Genomic DNA, 22,439 nt, shown 5'->3' on the forward strand with positions numbered 1-22,439 from the left:
ATAAGCTGCCTTCGGGCAGCTTATTTTTTTATATCAAAGGAGGTTAGAGCATGCCCAGTTGGCTTGATTTATATATACCGAAGGGGGTTTATGTTTCGCGAGTGTTCGATGTGGGCTCTCATTTCGAAACGTATATTCAAGATTTGAAGGTTCAATATGAGCGTCATGATGGAACGGTAGATGTATTCATAAGGCTGTCCTATGATTCAACGAACTGGACGGAGTGGATCAAAATGAACGAAGCCGCTTTCGATGCAAAGGATTTGTTCAGAGACAGTTACTATGATATGGAACAATGTTCCCTGCAATATAAAGTTGTGCTGCGGAATGAAGGTATGAAGAGCCCCGAATTTCGCGGCATTTCGTTCTCCCTGCTAGGGTCATACCTGTTAAATAATACGGGAGACGTCTCCTGCAAACCGGAACTGTGGATTACGAAGCGCAATGGCGCCGGCACGATTAAGCTTACGAACGAAACGAACGGACAGACATTACTATTGGCGGATTTGAACGACAATGAGCAGGTATACATCGATTGCGAGAATGAAGATATTGTGTCCGACTTGCCGCTCATATACCGCTACGATAAGCATAATAACGTATTTCTCGAGCTGGAGGTCGGGGAAAATCTGCTGACCGGCGAAGGCGGATTTGAACTGACGATCAGACATGAATATAAAACCATGCAAGGATAATTCGGGAGGTGAACGACGGATGTTACGTTTAGGAGATATCGATTTTGCCAAAAAGCCTGTTGCGCCCCAACTGTTTCTATGCAAGCCGAATAAAGAGACCATATCCAAATTGGCGGAAGCGCATAATATCGTGTTTAATTTGAAGCTCGGCGCGCTTAATGAGCTTACATTCGATTTCCCTGCTTATTTGGACAAGCACCATATCGTAGCGCGCAATAAGAACTTTGAGCTGATTAAAGGAAGATATCTGATCAAGCTCGTTCTTGGCTCCTACGAAGAATATTTTATTGTGAACCAGATCGGGAAGCGGGCCGGCGACGACGGAGAGAGCGTGTCGGTATCAACCTTGTCATTGGGATATGAATTGAACGATAAAATCATTCGGGATTATAAGGCCGTGTCGAAGACCGCCACGGAGCTTATGAAGGATGTGCTGATTGAATCCATATGGCAGGTCGGTTACGTCGATTCCGAATTCGAGCTGAAGCGAAGAGGGCTCGAAGTATCGTCCAATACCGTGCTGGAGGTCATATTTGATATTGCCAAAACCTTTAATGCTGTGGTCGTATGGGATACGCTCCATAGAACTGTAAGCCTGAAAAAGCCGGATTTTATTGGGCATGATAAAGGATTCTCGATTAAATACGGCAAATACTTGGAATCTGTTAACCAGGAGGATAATGCCGAAGAGATTGTAACGCGGTTGAAGATGTACGGCAAAGAAGACATAACGATTCGCGAAATCAATCCAACGGGCACGTCCTTTGTGGAAGACTTTCATTATTTTATTTATCCGTACAAGGAAGACAGAAACTACAGCCAACAGTATTATTACGGTCCTGACATGAAAGCGCAATGGAATCATCATGATGCGGAATGGAGCGTCCTTAATGGCAAGCTTATTTCCACCTCTAATCTCCAGCAGCTTTCTACAATCGTGAATTCCAGCGCATTTGGAAGCCAAAATTACAAACTATCTGCCACATTGAACGCGACCGGCGGGGACAATGTCATGGGCTTCGTTGTCAGATATCAGGATGATCGCAATTATTACTGGATTGGCTGGGAGTCCGGCAAAATTCAAGGCGGTGTCGGCTGGGGCAAGGAAAAGCTGCGACTCTATAAACGGGAGAACGGGAACGATATTCTGCTTGCCTTGACGGATGCGGTTGACGGTTGGAGCACGGACGTGCACTATCGGATGGCAGTCGAAGTATATAACCAGGATATAAAGATATGGATCGATGACAGACTTGTCCTATCGGGCCATGATTCGACATATTCGCATGGTGCCTATGGCTTGATCAGCATAAATCAGCCTTTCGAAGTAGAGTACGTAGAGTTCATGTCCAAAGAGCATACGGTGTTGTCCCATAGCGATTATATGACGGACGCGCTTTGTCATGGCCTGTTGGAATATGAGGATTTGCTGCAGGGGAACCGGGACGCTTTTACCGAGCTGGTCGCCAAGCGGGAAGCGAACAATTCTATTCTTCATATTAAGAATGAGGAATTGCATCAACTGAACACGCAATTGAAAATGCTGTTAGACGAACGGGATACGTTGAACACGCGGATCGCGAAACTGAGCGATGAGATTGATCATGCGGATAATACGTTCCAAGATTACACCTTGCTGCTGAGCGATCTGAATTCTCTCCAAAATGAATTGGATGCGAAGTTGATTGAAATCAAGGCTAAGGAATCCGAAATCAGCCGCAAAGAAGTTGAAGTAACCCAAATCGAACAGCAGCATCAAGAAATCATGAATCATATCAATGCCTTGAAGCTGCGGCTCGATATTCGCAACAACTTTACGAAGAAGCTGCTGGATGAACGTAATCAGTATATCATTGAAAAAGAGTGGCAAAATTCCAACATCGAGGATCCGAACGATTTACTAAAAGAGGGAATGAAGGCTTTTGACGAGCTGAAGCAGCAAAAGATTACGCTAAAGGTCGATCTGGTCAATTTCCTGTCGATGGTGACGGAGCAACGCAATTGGGACAAATTAGGGCTCGGAGATACAATCGGCATTGAGCATGAGCGAATCAGTCTTCGCTACAAAGCGAAAATTACCGAGATCGAATACAACTTCGAAGATAAAGGCATCAATCTTACGATCAGTAATATGAAGGATATGTACGCCAACAAAGATAAATTTATTGAAATGCTGTACAAGTCCTATAATACGTCTACCCAAGTATCGATCGACTCGTGGAAATGGGATTTATCCATGCAAAATAACGGCGCGATCAACCAGATTATCAACAACAATTGGGATGCCAACAAAAACGCGATTATCGGGGCGAAAGATCAGGTAGTGGAACTGTCGGACAGAGGATTAATTATTCGGGATCCAAAAAACCCGCTGCATTATTTGGTTGGATTGAATTCGATGATTGCCATTACGAATGATGGCGGCAACACGTGGAAGCATGCCCTGACGGCTGACGGTATCGTTGGCGAGCGGATCTACGGGAAAGTCATCATGGGCGTTAACTTGGCCATCGAGGATGAGAGCGGGGTTCTGAAGTTCCAAGGCTCCAAGGGAGAAATATTCGACCGGAACGGCAAGCTGGTCATGAAGCTGGGGCTCGTCGAAGAAAATCCGGATGCTTTCGGTCTCATGTCTTTCAACGATATTACGAGAGTAAAAGTGACGGACAAGGAAGGCTTCGTCATCGACAAAGCAAACAGCAAACGGCCTGACGGTTGGGAAAAAGTAATGTGGGCTGATCAACGTGACGGCACATTATACACTCATGGCCTGGTCGCCGAAAATATCAAAGTGTTCAATGACATCGGGAAGATGATCATGGATGCGGAATCGAACTATTTCAATATCGGTGATTTTAAGACGATCGTCATGGATAGTAAGCTGACTTCTCTTGAAAAGATGCAGATCATTACGGAATTGTACAAGCTGGAAGCGGGATATCATCGCATGCTGGAGCAAGCAAAGAAGTATAAGCGCTCTCAGCGCGATGACGATTTTGATATGAATGCCCAATTTTTCACGAAGGTGCCAAGCACTAAGGATCTGTACTCAACGGAGTCGCTGACGCAAGCTTACCAGAAGCTTATAGCATATATGTCTCAATATATTAAAATTACTTCCGTAGAGCCGCTGAACATCGCTATTCACGATCCATTGACCGAAAAAACGAGCGAAATCGCGGATCGTTCGGAATTTATTCTTGCTTTCAAGACGTATTATGACGAGGAAAAAAATCTGAGAAACAAAATTCAGGATGCGCAGTTCTATTCCGGATTGAATATGGGCAAATTCTACAACAATGTCGTGATCGGGGAATACGGATTCATTGCGCTCCGGAATGACGGCAAGTACCGGGCCGTCCTGAATGCGACCAATGGCTTGGCCCTGCAAAAATGGGAGAAGAACAAATGGAGCAATAAAGTATACGCGGCGGTAGGCAGCTCGGAATATACAGACGGCACCTTAATTGCGGAGGATTTAGTGGCGAAGCGGCTGCGGATCGAGACGAAAGTCGGCAATGTGCTGCTGGATGCGGATGCCTTGAATCTTGATTTTACCGTACTGGATTCCATCATATTGGATGATGTGATTGTATCGCCCGAGAAAATTACGCTCGCCAACCAGTTCAAAATTGTGACGAAGCAATATAATGAACTAAAATCGCAAATTAATCGGTATGCAATGACTATATATAATGACAGGGAATCTTCCTATGCGGAACTGGATGAGGCGCAAAGTAAGCTCGTAGCGGCCAGCAACGAGCTGGAGGATAGCTATAATCGATTGAAAAGTTATATGCAGCCGATTTTTGCAAACATGAACACGACGACGCATCTCATCCATGATCTCGGTTCAACGCGCACGGAGTTTCATGAAAAGTGGGAGAATTTCTATCAAGAATATGAATACGGCAGAGTGGTGCTGGCCGATTTCTTGGAGAAAAGCTCCTTGCAGCTAGGGAGAGACTACAATAATACGCTTATTGATGCGGAAAACGGTATCGTTGTAACTCGCGGCGATAATATGTATCGAACCGTCTTGAACGCCACGGACGGCATCAAGATCGAGAAGAATATCGGCACGGGATCGAGTCCGAATTGGGATAAGCGATTCTATGTGGACACGGACGGCAAGCTATTGGCTGTCGAATTAAAGACAAAGGCCTTAAAAATCCTAGACGGCGAGCTTGGCGAGAAAATCATTCTGGATGCGGAGAAGGGCATAACGATCAATGGAGCCCGCGGGGAAGTGATCCGCTTAAATGCTAACGAAGGCATTGCAATCGATGTAAATGATAAGAAGCGGTTCTGGATTCATAAGGACGGTACGCTGCGCGCCAGAAAGCTGATTATTGAATCGGATGAGGGGAAAGAGCTGGTACTGGACAAGGAAACCTCCGGATACATTTCGAATCTCATGGTCAATAGCTTGAAGACGGCCGAGAAACCGGAGGGAGATCAGGACTATGTGTTTATTAAAGACCAGTTCATTAAGCTCCTTACGGGCGACACATCAAATAAAGATGTTCAAAAATTCAAATTGCACTTGAATACAGATGAAAATGACAGTTATCCAGAAATGATCTGGGGGCAGGGAAGCGGACAAGGAAATCAAGGAATTATAAAGAAAACAGCTAAGGGTTTCTTTTTCGAGGGTTCGACAGATATTGGTGATAAACGCATGATCCAGCTATTGAATCGGCAGGTTGATGCTATTGTCGTGAAAGCAGAAAAAGGAAAAATAAAAATAGATTCTGATACGGAAATAGAACTTGTATGCGGTAAAAGTGTTATCTCTATAAAACCGAATGCTATCCAACTGCATGCTGATAGAATTGACCTTAACTAACGTTGCAAAATATAGCCACATAACAAATAATATGATAGTATGAACATAAATAAATTTATGTAGATACAGGTGATGAGACATGAAGAAGAGACTATCAAAACTGTTGCTTGTGGCAATATTATCAGCATGTATAATACCAAATCAATTATTTGCGCAATCTTCAAACCGAGAGTATGCCGAAATAAATGTAGATGGAATAAACTTAAAACTATCAAATAAGGCGTTCATTGAAGACGGAGTAACCTATGTGCCATTCAAAGATCTATTTGATGAATTAAATATGAAAGTAACCTACGATCCGAACACGAAAGAAGTAGCTGGCGAGAACAAATTGTTGAGCATGAAATTTACTATAGGGAAACCATCGGTCACCATTAACGGAGTAATGCAAAAAGCAGATGCATCCATTGTAGAAAATGGCGTTGCCTATGTACCTATTAATTACTTAAATAAAAAAGGAACACAGTTAAAAGTAGGTCAAAAGTATGCACACTCCAATATTATGAAGATCGAAGGAAGAATGATAAGAAAAAAAATCCATAACTCAACAGAATATTACTTAGGTGAAGGATACACGGATAACTTTTCCGAATTCGTCCCAGACGGACAGGGGAAAGAATATAAAAATGGAAATGTAAGAAAAGAGCCATACAACAAAGATGGAAAAACAGGATATTACAAAGATGGAAAATATGAGGGATGGTTCATTGAATATATTCCAAAAGGGCATATATCAGGCGCTGATTATAGATTAGGAGAATTTATTGACGGTAATATTAAGATAGCCTACTACTATAATGAAAATGGTGATTTGTTGTATACTAAGGAATAAACGTGATATTAATAACAATCTATGCATATTAAAAGTAAGAACCACTGGAATCGTCTAGTGGTTCTTACTTTTGTAAAGTAAAAGGCATACAGAAAAAATAATCGAGAGTGCACTATAATGATACTATGAACATAAATACATTTATTAAACAAAGGTGATGAGACATGAAGAAGAGACTATCAAAACTGTTGTTTATGGCAATATTAACATCATCTATAGCAGCAAGTCCTTTATATGCACAAAAATCAGTTCGAGAGTCAGCAGAAATATATTTTGAACAAAGAGAAATAAAACTCTCAAACCAAGCCTTTATTGAAAATGGTAGAGCATATATGCCATTCAAAGATTTATTTAATGAGTTGAATATGAAAGTATCCTATGAACCAACAACAAAAGAAGTCTCTGCTGAAAATGAATTACTTAGTATGAAGTTTACCATAGGAAAACCATCTGTTACCATTAATGGTGCTACGCAAAAGGCAGATCCATCAATAGTTGAAAATGGTGTGGTTTATATACCGATCAGCTATTTGAATAAAGAAGGAACTAAATTAACTGCCCGTAAACGTTCATCAGTTAATGACATAATTATTGAAGGTCGGATGCTTAGAAAGTATATAAGAAATTCAACTGAATATTATTTTGGAGAAGGCTACATTAAAAAATATTCGACATTCGTTCCAGATGGGAAAGGAAAAGAATACAAAAAAGGTATCGTGACGGCGGAACCTTATACGAAGGATGGAGAAACAGGACGATATAAAGATGGAGAAAAGGAAGGATGGTTCATCTATTATATTGAAGAAGGACATATATCCAAAGCAGATTATATGATCGTAAAACTGCACAATAGCAGAAATGTAGGAACGGGTTACTTCTATGCGAAGGACGGAACACTTCTCTATACGAGAGAGTACAACGAATAATTTTTTGATTCAAGAATATTATTGTACATAGGATATTAGGAGCCACTGGACTTTTCCGGTGGTTCTTTCCTTGTTAAAGTAAATGATGATCAGAGTATATTATAATGATACTATGAACATAAATACATTTATTAAACATAGGTGATGAGACATGAAGAAAAAACTATCAAAACTGTTGTTTGTGGCAGTATTATCAGCATGTATAATACCAAATCAGTTATTTGCACAATCTTCAAGCCGAGAGTACGCTGAAATCAGAATCGACGGGATAGACTTGAAGTTGTCAAATAAAGCTTTCATTGAAAAGGGAATAACCTATATACCATTTAAAGATTTATTTGATGAGTTAAATATGAAAGTAACCTACGATCCGAATAAGAAAGAGGTATCTGGCAAGAACGATCTGTTGAGCATGAAATTTACGATAGGGAAACCAGAGGTCGCCATCAACGGAGATACGCAAAAGGCAGATGCATCCATTGTGGAAAATGGCGTTGCCTATGTACCTATTAATTACTTAAATAAAAAAGGAACACAGTTAACAAGTAAAAAATATGCCCATGCAAATATTATTAAAATCGAAGGAAGAATGATTAGAAAAAAAATCCGGAATTTCACAGAATATTACTTAGGTGAAGGGTACACGGATAACTTTTCCGAATTCGTTCCAGACGGAAAAGGAAAAGAATACAAGAATGGTAACGTGACGGCGGAGCCTTATACGAAGGATGGAGAAACAGGACGATATAAAGATGGAGAAAAGGAAGGATGGTTCATCTATTATATTGAAGAAGGACATATATCCAAAGCAGATTATATGATCGTAAAACTGCACAATAGCAGAAATGTAGGAACGGGTTACTTCTATGCGAAGGACGGAACGCTTCTCTATACGAGAGAGTACGACGAATAATTTTTGATTCAAAAATATCACTATACATAGGATATTAGGAGCCACTGGAATCGTCTAGTGGTTTCTTTCCTTGTTAAGTAAATGATGATCAGAGTATATTATAATGATAATATGAACAAAAATACATTTATTTAAACACAGGTGATGAGACATGAAGAAGAGACTATCAAAACTGTTGTTAGCAGCAATATTATCAGTGTCCGTATTACCAAGCCAAATATTTGCTCAACCTTCAAGCCGCGAGTACGCGGAAATAGAAATAGATACTAGAGAAATAAAATTGTCCAATAAAGCTTTCATTGAAAAAGGAATAACATATATTCCTTTTAAAGGCTTATTTAATGAGTTAAATATGAAAGTAACCTACGATCCGAACACGAAAGAAGTATCTGGAGAGAATGAACTGCTGGTCATGAAATTTACGATAGGGAAACCATCAATTACCATTAACGGAGTAACGCAAAAAGCGGATGCTTCCATTGTGGAAAATGGGATTGTTTATGTACCGATCAATTACTTGAATAAAAAGGGAACACAACTGTCCAGTGAAAAGCATCCCACGGTGAATATTATCGCAATTGAAGGAAGAATGATAAGAAAAAAAATCCGTAATTCAACAGAATATTACTTAGGTGAAGGATACACGAATAACTTTTCCGAATTCGTTCCAGATGGGAAAGGAAAAGAATACAAAAAAGGTATCGTGACGGCGGAACCTTATACGAAGGATGGAGAAACAGGACGATATAAAGATGGGGAAATGGAAGGATGGTTCATCTTTTATCGTGAAGAAGGAGATCAATCCAAATCAGACTACATGATCGTAAAACTGCACAATAGCAGAAATGTAGGAACGGGTTACTTCTATGCGAAGGACGGAACGCTTCTCTATACGAGAGAGTACGACGAATAATTTTTGATTCAAAAATATCACTATACATAGGATATTAGGAGCCACTGGATTTTCTGGTGGTTCTTTCCTTGTAAAGTAAAACATAAATAAATATAATTTAAACACAGGTGATGAGACATGAAGAAGAGACTATCAAAACTGTTGTTTGTGGCAATATTATCAGCATGTATAATACCAAATCAGTTATTTGCACAATCTTCAAGCCGAGAGTACGCTGAAATCAGAATCGACGGGATAGACTTGAAATTGTCCAATAAAGCTTTCATTGAAAAGGGAATAACATATATACCATTTAAAGATTTATTTGCTGAGTTAAATATGAAAGTAACCTACGATCCGAACACGAAAGAGGTATCTGGCAAGAACGATCTGTTGAGCATGAAATTTACGATAGGGAAACCAGCGGTCACCATCAACGGGGATACGCAAAAGGCAGATGCATCCATTGTAGAAAATGGCGTTGCCTATGTACCTATTAATTACTTAAATAAAAAAGGAACACAATTAACAAGTAAAAAATATGCCCATGCAAATATTATTAAAATCGAAGGTAGAATGATTAGAAAAAAAATCCATAACTCAACAGAATATTACTTAGGTGAAGGATACACGGATAACTTTTCCGAATTCGTCCCAGACGGACAGGGGAAAGAATATAAAAATGGAAATGTAAGAAAAGAGCCATACAACAAAGATGGAAAAACAGGATATTACAAAGATGGAAAATATGAGGGATGGTTCATTGAATATATTCCAAAAGGGCATATATCAGGCGCTGATTATAGATTAGGAGAATTTATTGACGGTAATATTAAGATAGCCTACTACTATAATGAAAATGGAACACTTCTCTATACGAGAGAGTACGACGAATAATTTTTTGATTCAAGAATATTATTGTACATAGGATATTAGGAGCCACTGGATTTTTTTGGTGGTTCTTTCCTTGTAAAGTAAATGATGATTGTACTTACAATCATCAAAATTGTGTGAAAACCACTAGACTTGCCTAGTGGTTTTTTTGTATGGGGTGATAGGATGGCTGGCATGGCTTATAAAGGGGCAAGGACGAATTCATCTGTTGCAAGTGATCACGTCGAAATCGAAGAACGGCATGACGATCATTATCATGATGGCACAACAAGCGCTACGATCGATGGGACTCTAAATGGCGGTTCCTCGAATGTATATGTAAATGGACGACAAGCTGCGTGCAACGGGGATCCTGTTACGGAGACGGAATCATACTCGATTCCAAGCGGTTGGAGTTGGAAGTCCTCTGATGGCGGAGGAACGGGCTATGTAACAAGTGGCTCAAGCAATGTCTTCGTCAATGGAAGGCAAGCGGCGACAGTTGGCTCGTCCGTAGATACTCATGCGGGGACAACGACGTCCATCGCAGAAGGCAGCAGCAATGTTCATATCAATTGAAGGAGGTGAAAAAACATGCCGTACAGTCATTATGGGTACCTGGATCCGATACATATCGTATGGAGAAAGGGGACGAATGAAGATCCTTATATCGACAGGGCCGAATATTTGAAAGTGCTGAATCACAAGGTCATACTTTCTGAAATACCGGATCGTTTCACGCGAGTGAAAATAGCCGGATTGATGGAAATCAACTATGAAGGAACACCGAAAAAGGCGATTAAGCCGAATGAATTCAGTGTCAATTATTCAACGGGCGTTATCGAATTTCATCCATCCCAAGAATCGAATGCCGTCAATGTATCCTACAAGGGAAGAGGATTCATCCAATATCCGTCTAGCCGGGTTTATCACCAAGACGAGATGAATGATGTTGTCGAGTCCCTTGCAACGATCATCGATCGCGCTAATGTGAAAATTAAGGATGTCAGTGCCAAAACAGAGGATTATGAAGAGCTCAGAGATGAATTGCTGCAGACGATCATTAAATCTGAAGTGGCCACTACAAATGCTAAAAAAAGTACCGAGGAATCAAAAGCAGCAACAGACATGGCGAATGACGCATACGAGACAACACGACTCGTCTTTTTGCCATATGTAAAAACGTATCAACAAATTTTTAGCAATTATCCGCATCCGAAAATTGGTTGGACGGTTCAAGTATACGACTCCGGGATTCGATACCGCTGGGACGGAAAGTCTTGGGTTCCAATCGATTTGCTAGGGGGCAATATTCCGTTAGCCAATAAAGGGGTTAATGGTCTCATGTCCAAGGAGGATTGGGCGAAGCTACATTCCTATGACGATCGACTTAAAGAGAGAGTCATTACTTTCGTGATTCCTCAGTTCCCGGATATCGGCGTCCAGCATATTCATGCTAGATTTCCCTTCAAAGGGGAGATTGTCAATGTTCGAGGAATGATTGGCAGTATAGATTCGAAGGTGAGCACCGAGATCACGCTACAGAAGAGCAGAGATATGCTCAATTGGTCGGATGTACTCTCCAGAAATATTGTATTTCGCAAGGGAGAACACTTCGACGATGGATTGAGGAAAGTTGACGTCGCAAACGTGGCGAAAGACGATATTTTTCGCTTGGAAATTCTCCAGCTAGGCGGAGATGTCCAAGACATTACAATTGAGGTTATTGTAAAAATTACACAATAAGGGAGTTTGATTCAAATGGCAACAGCACCGATTATTAAATGGTATGATGTTAATCATGCAAGTGAAATTGTGGCACCCTTCGACTTTGGAGTGGTTGATGCAGGGGATTGGGGTCCAGCATTTACGTTCAATATTTGGAATAACCGAGGCGGGGCTACAGATGTAGCGAATATGCAGGACTGCCATATCACGACACGGGATATGGATGGCGGTACAGGCGACAAACAAGGAAAAATTGTAGAGGTTGTCAGAGATGATTGGTTCCATGCACAAGTCGATTCATTGGCAGAGTCGGATCTCCAAGCAGACACATCCAAAATTGGCCGCTCAGGAAACAAGCCGATCGGTACTACGGAGCCTACCGTTAAGAATAACGCAGGTGCGACAATTACGCCAGTAATACCTAGTGCCAAAGAGATTCTCGGAATAAATAATAACGGCAATCAAGTTGATTCAGGCGGTAACTTTGTAACTGTAACTTTAAGGGCACAGGTTCCGCTGGCTGCAAGTGCAGGCAAACAGAACTTTAAAATCCGCGTTTCCTATCGATTTGTATAAAGATTATTTAGGACGGGCTCGTAAGAGCCTGTCCTTTTTTCTTTATCTGGCAGGCAAATTATTGTGGAGGTATATGTAATGATTTTTACAACTAGTAATGGCACGCATCCGATTTTAGGTCAGGATTTTATCTGGGTGGCGGACTACTATGATGGGACACATTTATGTGAATACGATCTAGAAACGAAAGAATCGGATCCGTATCGCTTCTATAGTATTGATAGAATGAAACTTCTTCGTTTCGGCTTGATTGGCCATAGCTCCAAACTATTCTTCGAAGCGGCAAACGGAGTTTTTAATATTAACGGCGAAGAATTTAGAATTTCCTATGTAGAGAATGACAAAGAGTTTCTCTTGAATGGAAGATCACTGTTCTATAATGACATTATTTCTTATAAGGACGCGGTGAGTGAAGCAAATCCATTTCAAAAACAGACGGATTGCGGAATGTTTACGAACCGGATTACGCAGTACAACTTCGGGTATAAAAAGAAGTTGAGTTTGGACGGAATTATATTCAACTTTCAAGCGATTGTATCCATTCCTTATCAGGATAAAGCGTATATGTCTCTTAAAATTGCTTCTGATCAGGAACTTGATGGCAAGATTGTAATTCAACGCCGAGGCATAGTTGTGGACGAGATTGAATCACCTTTGCAAAAGGGACATAGCACGAATATTACTTGGACATTGAAATAAGGAGATGAGAGATATGGCAGAACTAGTGTGGGGGACAAAAGACATTAGAGGCGATGTAAAAATCACGCAAGGTATAAACGATACATTAACTTTCGATGTAGACGGTAGTTCATTTTCTATTACTTTGGACGAGGGTGTATACCATACGCTTCGAGAGAAACATTCTTCGGCGCTTGTACAAGCCTTGAGCGAGAAGGTTGCGCAGCAAACCATTCCTATCGATGTGCTGCTGGGAGGAGCGTTAAATGACGATGGGAAAGTAAATTATGTGGTGTTTGAACATCAGAGCGGCGGAGTTATCGACAATTTTGGAGGGACAATGAAGAGCTTGATTTTTAATTGATTGAGGTGATTATTAATGGCTACTCAAAATGATGGCGCAATCCACTTTAGCGGAACGTCTGGCGAGTATGTAGAGATGGGCGCTGCTGGACTTCCAACAGGCGATAATCCAAGATCGATTGATTTTTGGATGAAACCAGAAGATAACGGTTCTAAATTGATGATTCCTGTTCGGTATGGTGATGATAGCCCAAACATGAAGAAGATAGAGGTCATTATCAATCCGCTTAATAACGATCCGACTACGAGAGGCAAGATGGCAGTTGGTGTTGGCGGTGAGATGATTGCAACCAAAAATGAAGTCATTCAAACCTGGAACGATTGGTATCACATTGCTCTTACGTATAATGGCGGTGGATTAACAAAGGGAATTGCGCTTTATGTAAACGGCATGAAACAAGAGCTTGAAGCAGTCGTTGGCTATGGAAATAAGACTCCCCTTGAAACAACATCTACACAGTTTAGATTTGGAGTTGACTACAAAGGGAAGTTGGACGAAGTAAGACTATGGAATTTCGCGAGATTAGAGGCCCAAATTCGTGCAGATCGTTTTCAAGTGTTGACTGGTTCGGAAACAGGATTAGTCGGTTACTGGAGATTTGAAAAGAGCAGTATTCAAACTGACGAAGTTAAGGATTACTCAAAGACTAAAAACAATGGGAAGACAGTTGGCAACGTTCGGTTTGTAGATGGTGAAATTGCTTTGTTGTCAGGGCAGAAGGTTGAAGAGATCGGCATGCCTATCAATTTTGACAAAGGTGCATGTAAAAACACTTTTGTTGATGATGGTAAGTTGCAATTGGAAAAGCTTTATGAAATTAAAGAGTCAGATGCTGCGGATCATAAAGGACAAGGAACAGAAGCAGATCCTTATTTGATCCGAGATGCATATGATTTTTTTTATATGAGGAAGAATCCGTACGCCTATTATAAGCTAACAAAAAATATCGATTTTAAAGTCGGACTTTTTGAGGAAGGAAGATATTATGGTTTCGATTTTTATGGTTGTCTAGACGGAAACGGGTATAAGTTGTTGAATTTCACACAAAAGATAGGTGGAGTCCCTACTGGATTATTTACATCTCTTAATGATAATTGCGTTGTGAAGAATTTATTCATTGAAAATGTAGACATTGAAGCTTCTTTTGCAGGGCAAGGAGTCATCACTCCTAATTTTAATAAGGGTGTTGTAGATAGGGTGGTTGTAACGGGCAAATTAAAGACAAAACAAGCAAATGTTGAGAATGTCTATGGCGGTGTATTTGGAACAATTACAGGGGGAACCGCAACAAATATGTATATTAATGTAAACATAGACACGAGTGAATCTATAAATGGGAGATTTATAGGCATTCTCGCAGGGTATTATTCGGCTGGTCAACTCAGTAATATCATTATTGAAGGAACATTAATAGGAAACAGAAAAAGTAACACAATAGCAGCAATCGTCGGATACAGTTATGCCGGTAGAACAAACATTTATTATAACACTGATTACAATACATATAATCATTCTGTAATTAATGGTTCGGCATTCATTGATGCTGCTAAAACCGAAAGAGAATTAAAAGATGCAAACTTATTTAAGAATTGGGATGAAAACGTTTGGATCATTACAAACGGCATGATTCCGAAGTTGGATGGTTTTGAAAAACTAACTCATGCATTAGCCAGAAATGGTGAGTGGGAATCCGAAGTTATTGATTTAGTTGATAACTATACCGCATTTAAAAATTTAGTAAGTGTTCAAGAAATTGTAGGTGGAGCTAAAGTTACAATTCTTACAAAAACATCTCATGATAACCGCATATGGAGTCCATATGTAAAGCTTAGTGGAAACAATACGATTGCCAGTCCAAAATCACGATATGTCAGAGTTAAAATCATCATTCAAGCAGATAACAGCAGCCGAAAGGTTACGGAGGTTGAAGGGTTTAACGGAATGATAGATTATGACAATACCGAATACGTAAAAATTGATAAGGGACTTCTAACGGTAGATTATACGGAACAACACGACTTGACTATAGATGATAGCTATAAGGATAAGGGATATACAGTGTCCACAAAGATATATGCGAAACATATAAAGAGGTTAGATCGAATAAGAGCGTATCCAAGATAAATAAAATTGCAATTTATTTGAGAGGTGAAGGTTAATGGCGAAGCCCAATACGGATGGTATAGAGCGGGACTTCATTTTAGAAATGGAGGTGGGGGATTACATTTGTATGCAAGTTTATGAAAATGGATCTCCATTTGAATTCACTGGTGGTGTAAGTCCGTGGGTAGGAACAGGAAGTAATTTTATGGCGATTCCCGAAATTGATTATAGTGGTGCAGAGATAAACTCTGCACGAGGGATTTTCTACTTCATTAAGGTAGATGAAGGTCTTCTTATCGCAGATAGAGTCATTAAAACCATCATTTCCTACAACGAATTAAAGGGAACAAAAGATAACAACTACATCCAAGGGAAAGCCATGACGTTAAATGGAGTATACGGATATATGAGATGCTTAACAGGGGGGGTTGGTCTAATAAATGAAAAAGGAAGCATAGAAAACGACCCAAGTAAGGCAATATTAGGTGCATACCCGAAAGATAATGAGTATGACAAGTATATTGTTAACTCTAATTTAAACGGAACAATAAAAGCTAATGATCATGATGTCTGGCATCATTTTAATTATAAAACAATTACTCAATGCACTGATTATTTAAACCCAGAGGTATGTATAACAAGAGGGGGAAATCTTAATGGTGCAGGTTTTGAAAAATATGACGTAGCAAAACGGGCCTCATATGGAATTAATAAAATTGGATTCAGACCAGTATTTGACTTTAGACATCTTTACGAGGTGAAGTAATATGTCCTTATCATTGAATAATAACTTACAGACGCTTAAAGTGGGCGATTATTTTTGGTGTAACTCTTACACGATAGATACAAAATTCGAACAAATTGTTGATGAGACCGATTACTCAAGCAAGGAAAAATATAGATGGATATTAAGTGATCTTGCAGTTCATACAGATTATGAAACAGAAAAACGGCAGATTAACAAAGATTGGTCTACTAATGGCGATGGATATTTTAAATTTATTGTTGTTGATATAAAGAATAATGGTGACATCATCTGTATAGCAGATCGAAATATAGCATATCGGATACCTTGGAATTTTTATGACGCAAGAGGTGGATTGATGCAAATTGGCACTTCATATCACGATCTTGAGTCCGTTTTGTACAAGAATAAGTGTGTTGGTGGTACTCCGATCTGGTCGTCTTGTCTCAATGGTGATGTTGATCAGTACGGAGGTCAAAAGGCATTTGGAGTAACAGCCGCAAAAGGTACATATTGGGCTACAGGATTATGTTTTGGAGATACAAACTTTGATAAAGAGTGGATAGGCTATCAATTTAAAGAACCAGTGTCAATTCAAAGAGTAAATATCGTATTTGAAAATAGGTACTGGACGGAATATTACAATTTAAAAAAGTTGTATTTAGAATATTCGGATGATGGGAATGATTGGGGATTAGCTAAGGAGTTAGATATAAAAATCGGCGCTAATGATTGCAATATTTGGCATGTATTGAACTTCAATCATGAACACCCATATAAGCATCAGTTTTGGAGAATGAGATTCGGGACTTCTAATGTTAACTTAACAAAGGAATCGCTCAAGTTGAATTACATAGAAATGTGTGAAACCGTAACAGGTAAGACCAATGACAAGCTCAAAGACTTTGATCCTATATTAACGTCAATTACCTCTAATGCAAAAAAAGATGAGGGATTTATTGAATATAATGAGTGGGACAAGTATATCAACTCAGATTTGAATGGTGTAATGGACAAGATAGGAGACAATTCAGTTTGGAATTTGAAATACCCATCTTTTACTAATACGCCCGCACATGGAGTATCAGTAGGTGTGGTTATTAGAGGTGGTGGTAACGGAGATGCAGGCGCATTCGGAGTGGTTGATGCTAGAAAGAAATATGAGAATGATGTAATGACTGGCGTAGGGTTCAGACCTATGCTTATTCTCAAGCCAAAGAAACGAATAGATGAAAAACAATATTTCTTTAATGTGAATGGTCAGTATAAAACCTATAATCTGGGGAGTGAACAGGTACTTGAGCCTGCGCCATTGATTGATGAATTCATTGAAGATGGTTCTACACTGACAAGCACACAACACCAAATAAAGGTCACTGCCACCAATGGCTCAAGCGTTTGGAAGTTGTTCAATGGTACCTCTGATTCTTGGGTGTCTTCTGATGGAGAAACAAGTGTAGAAATTACAATTGATTTTGGAGAAGGAACGGAAAAAACAATTGGCGGGTACGTTATGAAATACAATTTTGGAAAAAATACACTTCCAGTTGCCAATGCAACGGTTAAACAGGACATTTATCCATCTCCAAGAGATTGGAATTTGTATGGCTCACTGAAAGGAGACGATTGGACGTTAATCGAAAAACGTAACGGAGTTTATTGGAAACAAAATGAAGAAAAAGTATTTATAATAGGAAATGATGTGAAATACAGATTCTTTAAATTTATCTTCATTTCAAACAATAGTGATATTAAAAATATCGCTATACAGTATCTAAATCTCTATCCAACAAAGTACAAAAAAATTAATCCATACTGGAAGCTGTTATCTACAACAATGCCTTCGCAAAAGATTATTAAAAGTGAGGGCTTATCAGATTTGTCGAAATTAGATAGAAAAAATAAAATCGATAAAATCGATACAACATTTAGCAATAATCTTGGATCTGGAAGTATATATAAATGTGATCTAGACCTTTCGACATTGCAGAATATGTACAAACTGAAATTGAAATAAGGCAGGTGTTTGTAATTGCTTATAAAAAGAGTTAAGTTCAGCGATATATCAACTACTGTTTCAGCTGTAGCGACTATAGGTAGGATTAGATTTTATGATAAAAAAGGGGCTAAAATTAATTTTGGAAGAATAATTTCAAATAGTGGTAATTTGAAGTTTGAGACTGAAATTGCTTATTTAGATTCAATGGCACGCTATAGCGAGACATTTTATGATGCATTAAATGATGGGTATTATTCCATGATAAACGATAAATATGACGCTAGAATCAATATGCAAATCGTGTTTAAAGATCCCGTAACGATCAGTAAATTTGAATTAGATACTGCGGGGAGATATGCAGTACAATCTAATCTAAAGGTAGAGTTTTATAATACAAACGATGAATTGGTAAAGACCTACATCATAAATCCAACTGAATATGAGTTCTTTAACAAGGATTCTCTTCGATTAATAACAATACCTACACCCGAACTAGCTGACGATCAAAAATACTTCATTTTAAACGAAAAGAAAGCGAATGGAGTGACAAAAAGTTTTACTATAGAGAATAAGGAAGTCAGTGCAATTCCACTCTTCTTTGAGAAAGAATTTAACAACGAAATTAACAGTGTTGATGCATATAAAGCGTATTCAGCAGAGTACCCGATTGAACACGTTTTTAAAAACAATTCAATTGGTGACTATGGCTGTTTCTATGCTTCGGTCGATAATAGTAGTTTGCAGTTTGCACACCCAAGTATAAAAATTGAATTTAAGAAACCTAGATTGATTAATGCTGTAGAAATACAGTCAAAGGCGAAGATAAACGCACATATCACATTTGAGGGATATGATGAAATTAATAAAGAATGGAATCTTTTATTTGAATACAAAGCCATACTGATTAATGATTTTGGGAAGCTTCGAAAGGAATTTGATAACTCCCAATTTTATTGTTTATATAAAATCACGTTTTTAAATTTAAACAATACTAATGTGCAAATAAATGATATCAAGCTAATTGAATATCAATCCTATATTAAAGAGATATCTGCATCTTCACCAGAAGATTATAAGGAATATGGCATGAAAAATGGAGAATACCACTGCACAAGTCAAGTGCTAAAAAAAGTTGTTCAAAAAGAGAAAAATAAATATGGTAATGGCAATGTTTTCTCAAAGGTTTTTACGGATAAAAAAAAAGAAATAAAGAGCATTACAATTTGATTGTGATGCTCTTTTTGATGAGGTGTGAATATGTTTGTACCAATACTTCCATTATTTAACGAAAAATATAGAATTAAGTTTAATTTCGAGATTGCTACTAGTGATTATTTTTATACTCCAAAATATGAATACAGCGAATATAACATGTGTGATGGAGACAAGAATACCGCATGGGCAAGTAGCACTTTTAAAAAAGTACATGCTAAATTCCAATTTCCAGCAGAATATACCCCCCGAAAGATATCAATGACCTCCTCTTCTGATACGTCAAAGTCTCCCAAGAGCTTTAGGCTCTATGGAGTACCTGATGATACACTGAATTTGATGAATACGTTTGGTCTGAAGCAAGTGGACGAAGAGCCAACCTGGATTGGTTGTACGTTGTTGTTGGATATAAAAAATGAAACATGGAAGGAACACGAAAAAAAAGAATGGACATTCAAAAACGATAAAAAATATAGGATGCTTGTTCTTTATATGTATGAAAAACAAGGAGATTGGAATGGAAAATCGGAATATTCAATTGCAGACTTTCAGTGCTATGAATACATGGAGAATGAACGAAGCCTAATTAAGCGGAAATTCGATGGCAAGCATGTAGCTGTTACAAAACGAGTTAAAAATCCATTTGTAGGTTTCAGTTTCGATGATATTAATGAGAATCGAAATCGATTCAAGCTTCTACAAAATCGTTCTCTTGCTTCTATACATGGTATTTTTCGTCTATATTTAGTAAGAGGAGGGTATATCTTATTTGGTGACGATTATTATGGTGGAAAGTTGTACATGGAGTTCACTAAATATAATGATCTTGACCTTAGTATTGGATTAGTTGCTAAACACACTGACGACTATGGGGCATGGGGAGTAAATAATTTATTATTTAATTTTTATGCAAAAAACTTATATTTTTATGGAGCAGAGAAAATTGGTGAAAAAACTGTGATTTCATCTAGTTTAGTGGGTGGTGTTCGAAGAATTGGAATAGCAATGGATTTAGATAACAACATTTTCGAAGCTATTGTCGATGGGAAGAGTATAGGGAAAGTAAAAGTAAGAGAGTTACCCAAACCAGTCATACCAATTATAAGATGCGGCGGCTCTTCATCATTTGAGGTTGATTTACAAGCAGAAGCTAAATATATGCCTAAAGGATTTAAAAATATCATTTCAAAAAGAGAGTACGAATATGTCGTAGCGGAGCTAACTGAAAATGTATCTGCGATCGATTACGCGAAATATGGTATGCAAAAAGGACAGAAGATAGAATTCGACAAGCCCTATAACAAAGAGTTTGTTTGGAGTAAAAAAGATGAGGCGTTGGGGATGGGGAAAGTTTTTAGTTATCAGTTTAAAGCAAGAGAGAATGTACAAGAAATCAAGTTAGATGAGGTGAAATAAATGAAGGAAGAAATTTATTCGCATGGATTCGAACACCCTGTACAAGTATATACAACTACGACTGAGACAGAAATGTACTTTCTCCAAATTCCAATCAATGAGTTGTCTTTATGCAGATTGAAATCGATTAAATTTAGAGGATTACCAAACGTCCAAACAAAAATGAAGATTGCTATCCTGCAAGAGACAAATAGGCACAGAGAATATAAAATACTCTTAGCTAGAGAGCTGATTAATGACGGCAAATATGGGGATGACATTTATTATTTTGAGGGCATTGATATCACCTGTCCTAAAGAAACGTTTCTAGCAATCATCTTCGATCAAAACACTAAAGTTCCAGCCGAAGGAGGTTGGTATAGAACTTATGTTCCTTGGGTGTACTCAAGATGCCTCAAAGTAAATTATGAAACAATCGCGGATGGTAGTATTATTGATATTTATAATTATCCAGCTAATGCAACATGGGAAATGCACTACCCGATAGAATTTGAAATTGAAACATACGAAACAAAAACCGAAAAAATTTTATTCATAGATGAATCGGGTGAATATAAAAGATACCAATTACCAAAATATATTGATCTATCTAAAGCCAATGAAAATAGCAAATATATTTATAGTAGTGACACACATATAAATCACCCCAATTCTTTGTGGAAAGTTTTTAACAATGAGGTCGACTCTGGTTGGGTGAGCGTAAATGGTAAAAATCAAATACGATTCATTACATATGACTTTGGAGTGCCTACAACACTAGATAGACTTGAGCTTGAAGCGTTACGAATTGCAGATAGTGTCAATTTCGGAATCCAGTATTGGACATTTCTTGGCTCAAACGATAACAACAATTGGACGCAACTCTATAAGTGTGATAGTAATTCGATAGGTGTGAATGGAGATGATTATAATTCATCGAATGGTAGTCACATTAGGTATGTGGATTTCGAAAAAATAAAGCCAACTTATCAATATTATAAAATTGAATTTGGAGATGGCTATCATAAAGCAGCACCATATGACTTTTCAGTTGGTGTTAAGCGAATTGGGTTAATGAAATTTGTCGAAGAAGGTTGGGAGACAATCGGCAGGGATATAACAGACAAGGACTTCATAACATACGGTATGTCTAAAAGTGAAGTAGAAGCTCTGTCAGCAGCGGAATTAAGTCAGTTAGATGGCGACTTTGAAGTGAAAATTTTCACTGAGATTCCTCAAAGTCAGCCAGTCTTAATTAAAGAGATGGAAAAAGGAAAATATCTTCCAAATCTTGTTGGTGATGAATTTGAAATCTTGAAGTATACAGAAAATCCTTTAGCAGAAGAGGTTGAGTTTATTGTCGAGGATAATGAAAAGAAATCATTAGCTGATTATTTTGAAAATAACGTTGAATTAAGTATCTATTCTGAGGATGGGAAGCCAGAAGTTGAGTTGGGAACAGAAGTCTCTCCACTAGATGAATATCAGGGGAATGACATTGAACTGCTGGAGTATAGTGATGTTAACCCTATTGCAGAAAAAATAGAAAAAAAGCAATTCGCAAATGACAGCTCTGAAAAGGTGGATGGATTGTATATTGATAGCTTAGAAGTAGATTTGAAGAATACAAGGGAGTTATTTAGGTAAACAAATAGGGGT

Annotated in this window: 18 protein-coding genes; all 18 read left to right on the forward strand. The window is 38.5% G+C overall.

Annotated features, from left to right (window positions below):
• The first annotated feature begins 50 nt into the window (after positions 1-50).
• The 18 genes from ACQ5BJ_RS14060 (at position 51) to ACQ5BJ_RS14145 (ending at position 22,427) form a co-directional block, all read left to right on the forward strand.
• The gene (locus ACQ5BJ_RS14060) at positions 51-695 is read left to right on the forward strand and encodes a phage distal tail protein (protein WP_005548950.1); all 645 of its coding nucleotides are present in this window, start codon (positions 51-53) and stop codon (positions 693-695) included.
• A 19-nt stretch (positions 696-714) separates the two neighbouring features.
• Positions 715-5,544: a phage tail spike protein gene (locus ACQ5BJ_RS14065; protein ID WP_430110465.1), complete on the forward strand. Its 4,830-nt coding sequence runs from the start codon at positions 715-717 to the stop codon at positions 5,542-5,544.
• A 79-nt stretch (positions 5,545-5,623) separates the two neighbouring features.
• Complete coding sequence (locus tag ACQ5BJ_RS14070) at positions 5,624-6,376, forward strand: copper amine oxidase N-terminal domain-containing protein (RefSeq protein ID WP_268599772.1); 753 nt, start codon at positions 5,624-5,626, stop codon at positions 6,374-6,376.
• Positions 6,377-6,540: 164 nt separating this feature from the next.
• A complete protein-coding gene (locus ACQ5BJ_RS14075) occupies positions 6,541-7,302 on the forward strand; it encodes a copper amine oxidase N-terminal domain-containing protein (RefSeq protein WP_268599771.1) in 762 nt (253 codons plus the stop codon).
• Positions 7,303-7,453: 151 nt separating this feature from the next.
• Positions 7,454-8,215, forward strand: coding sequence for a copper amine oxidase N-terminal domain-containing protein (locus ACQ5BJ_RS14080; protein WP_268599770.1), 762 nt, complete (start codon positions 7,454-7,456; stop codon positions 8,213-8,215).
• Between the two features lie 151 nt (positions 8,216-8,366).
• Complete coding sequence (locus ACQ5BJ_RS14085) at positions 8,367-9,128, forward strand: stalk domain-containing protein (protein ID WP_430110460.1); 762 nt, start codon at positions 8,367-8,369, stop codon at positions 9,126-9,128.
• A gap of 117 nt (positions 9,129-9,245) precedes the next feature.
• On the forward strand, positions 9,246-10,004 hold the full coding sequence (locus ACQ5BJ_RS14090) for a stalk domain-containing protein (RefSeq protein ID WP_430110456.1): 759 nt from the start codon (positions 9,246-9,248) through the stop codon (positions 10,002-10,004).
• A gap of 171 nt (positions 10,005-10,175) precedes the next feature.
• Positions 10,176-10,559, forward strand: coding sequence for a PAAR domain-containing protein (locus tag ACQ5BJ_RS14095; RefSeq protein ID WP_005548938.1), 384 nt, complete (start codon positions 10,176-10,178; stop codon positions 10,557-10,559).
• 15 nt (positions 10,560-10,574) lie between these two features.
• The gene (locus ACQ5BJ_RS14100) at positions 10,575-11,726 is read left to right on the forward strand and encodes a hypothetical protein (protein WP_268620871.1); all 1,152 of its coding nucleotides are present in this window, start codon (positions 10,575-10,577) and stop codon (positions 11,724-11,726) included.
• Between the two features lie 15 nt (positions 11,727-11,741).
• Entirely contained in the window at positions 11,742-12,284 is a 543-nt protein-coding gene (locus ACQ5BJ_RS14105) for a hypothetical protein (RefSeq protein WP_005548935.1), read from the forward strand.
• Between the two features lie 78 nt (positions 12,285-12,362).
• Positions 12,363-12,983, forward strand: a complete 621-nt coding sequence (locus tag ACQ5BJ_RS14110) for a hypothetical protein (protein ID WP_005548934.1) — start codon at positions 12,363-12,365, stop codon at positions 12,981-12,983.
• 13 nt (positions 12,984-12,996) lie between these two features.
• Positions 12,997-13,326, forward strand: coding sequence for a hypothetical protein (locus ACQ5BJ_RS14115; protein WP_005548933.1), 330 nt, complete (start codon positions 12,997-12,999; stop codon positions 13,324-13,326).
• A 15-nt stretch (positions 13,327-13,341) separates the two neighbouring features.
• On the forward strand, positions 13,342-15,450 hold the full coding sequence (locus ACQ5BJ_RS14120; RefSeq protein WP_005548931.1) for a LamG domain-containing protein: 2,109 nt from the start codon (positions 13,342-13,344) through the stop codon (positions 15,448-15,450).
• A gap of 34 nt (positions 15,451-15,484) precedes the next feature.
• Positions 15,485-16,195: a hypothetical protein gene (locus ACQ5BJ_RS14125; protein WP_163978235.1), complete on the forward strand. Its 711-nt coding sequence runs from the start codon at positions 15,485-15,487 to the stop codon at positions 16,193-16,195.
• Position 16,196: 1 nt separating this feature from the next.
• Positions 16,197-18,191, forward strand: a complete 1,995-nt coding sequence (locus tag ACQ5BJ_RS14130) for a discoidin domain-containing protein (RefSeq protein ID WP_430110450.1) — start codon at positions 16,197-16,199, stop codon at positions 18,189-18,191.
• 15 nt (positions 18,192-18,206) lie between these two features.
• Positions 18,207-19,400, forward strand: a complete 1,194-nt coding sequence (locus tag ACQ5BJ_RS14135; RefSeq protein ID WP_262866668.1) for a hypothetical protein — start codon at positions 18,207-18,209, stop codon at positions 19,398-19,400.
• A 30-nt stretch (positions 19,401-19,430) separates the two neighbouring features.
• On the forward strand, positions 19,431-20,801 hold the full coding sequence (locus ACQ5BJ_RS14140; RefSeq protein WP_262866667.1) for a hypothetical protein: 1,371 nt from the start codon (positions 19,431-19,433) through the stop codon (positions 20,799-20,801).
• Entirely contained in the window at positions 20,802-22,427 is a 1,626-nt protein-coding gene (locus ACQ5BJ_RS14145; protein WP_430110445.1) for a discoidin domain-containing protein, read from the forward strand.
• Positions 22,428-22,439 lie beyond the last annotated feature (12 nt).

Origin of the sequence: Paenibacillus sp. B1-35 (genome assembly GCF_050474385.1) — a bacterium.
GTDB lineage: Bacteria > Bacillota > Bacilli > Paenibacillales > Paenibacillaceae > Paenibacillus_B > Paenibacillus_B alvei.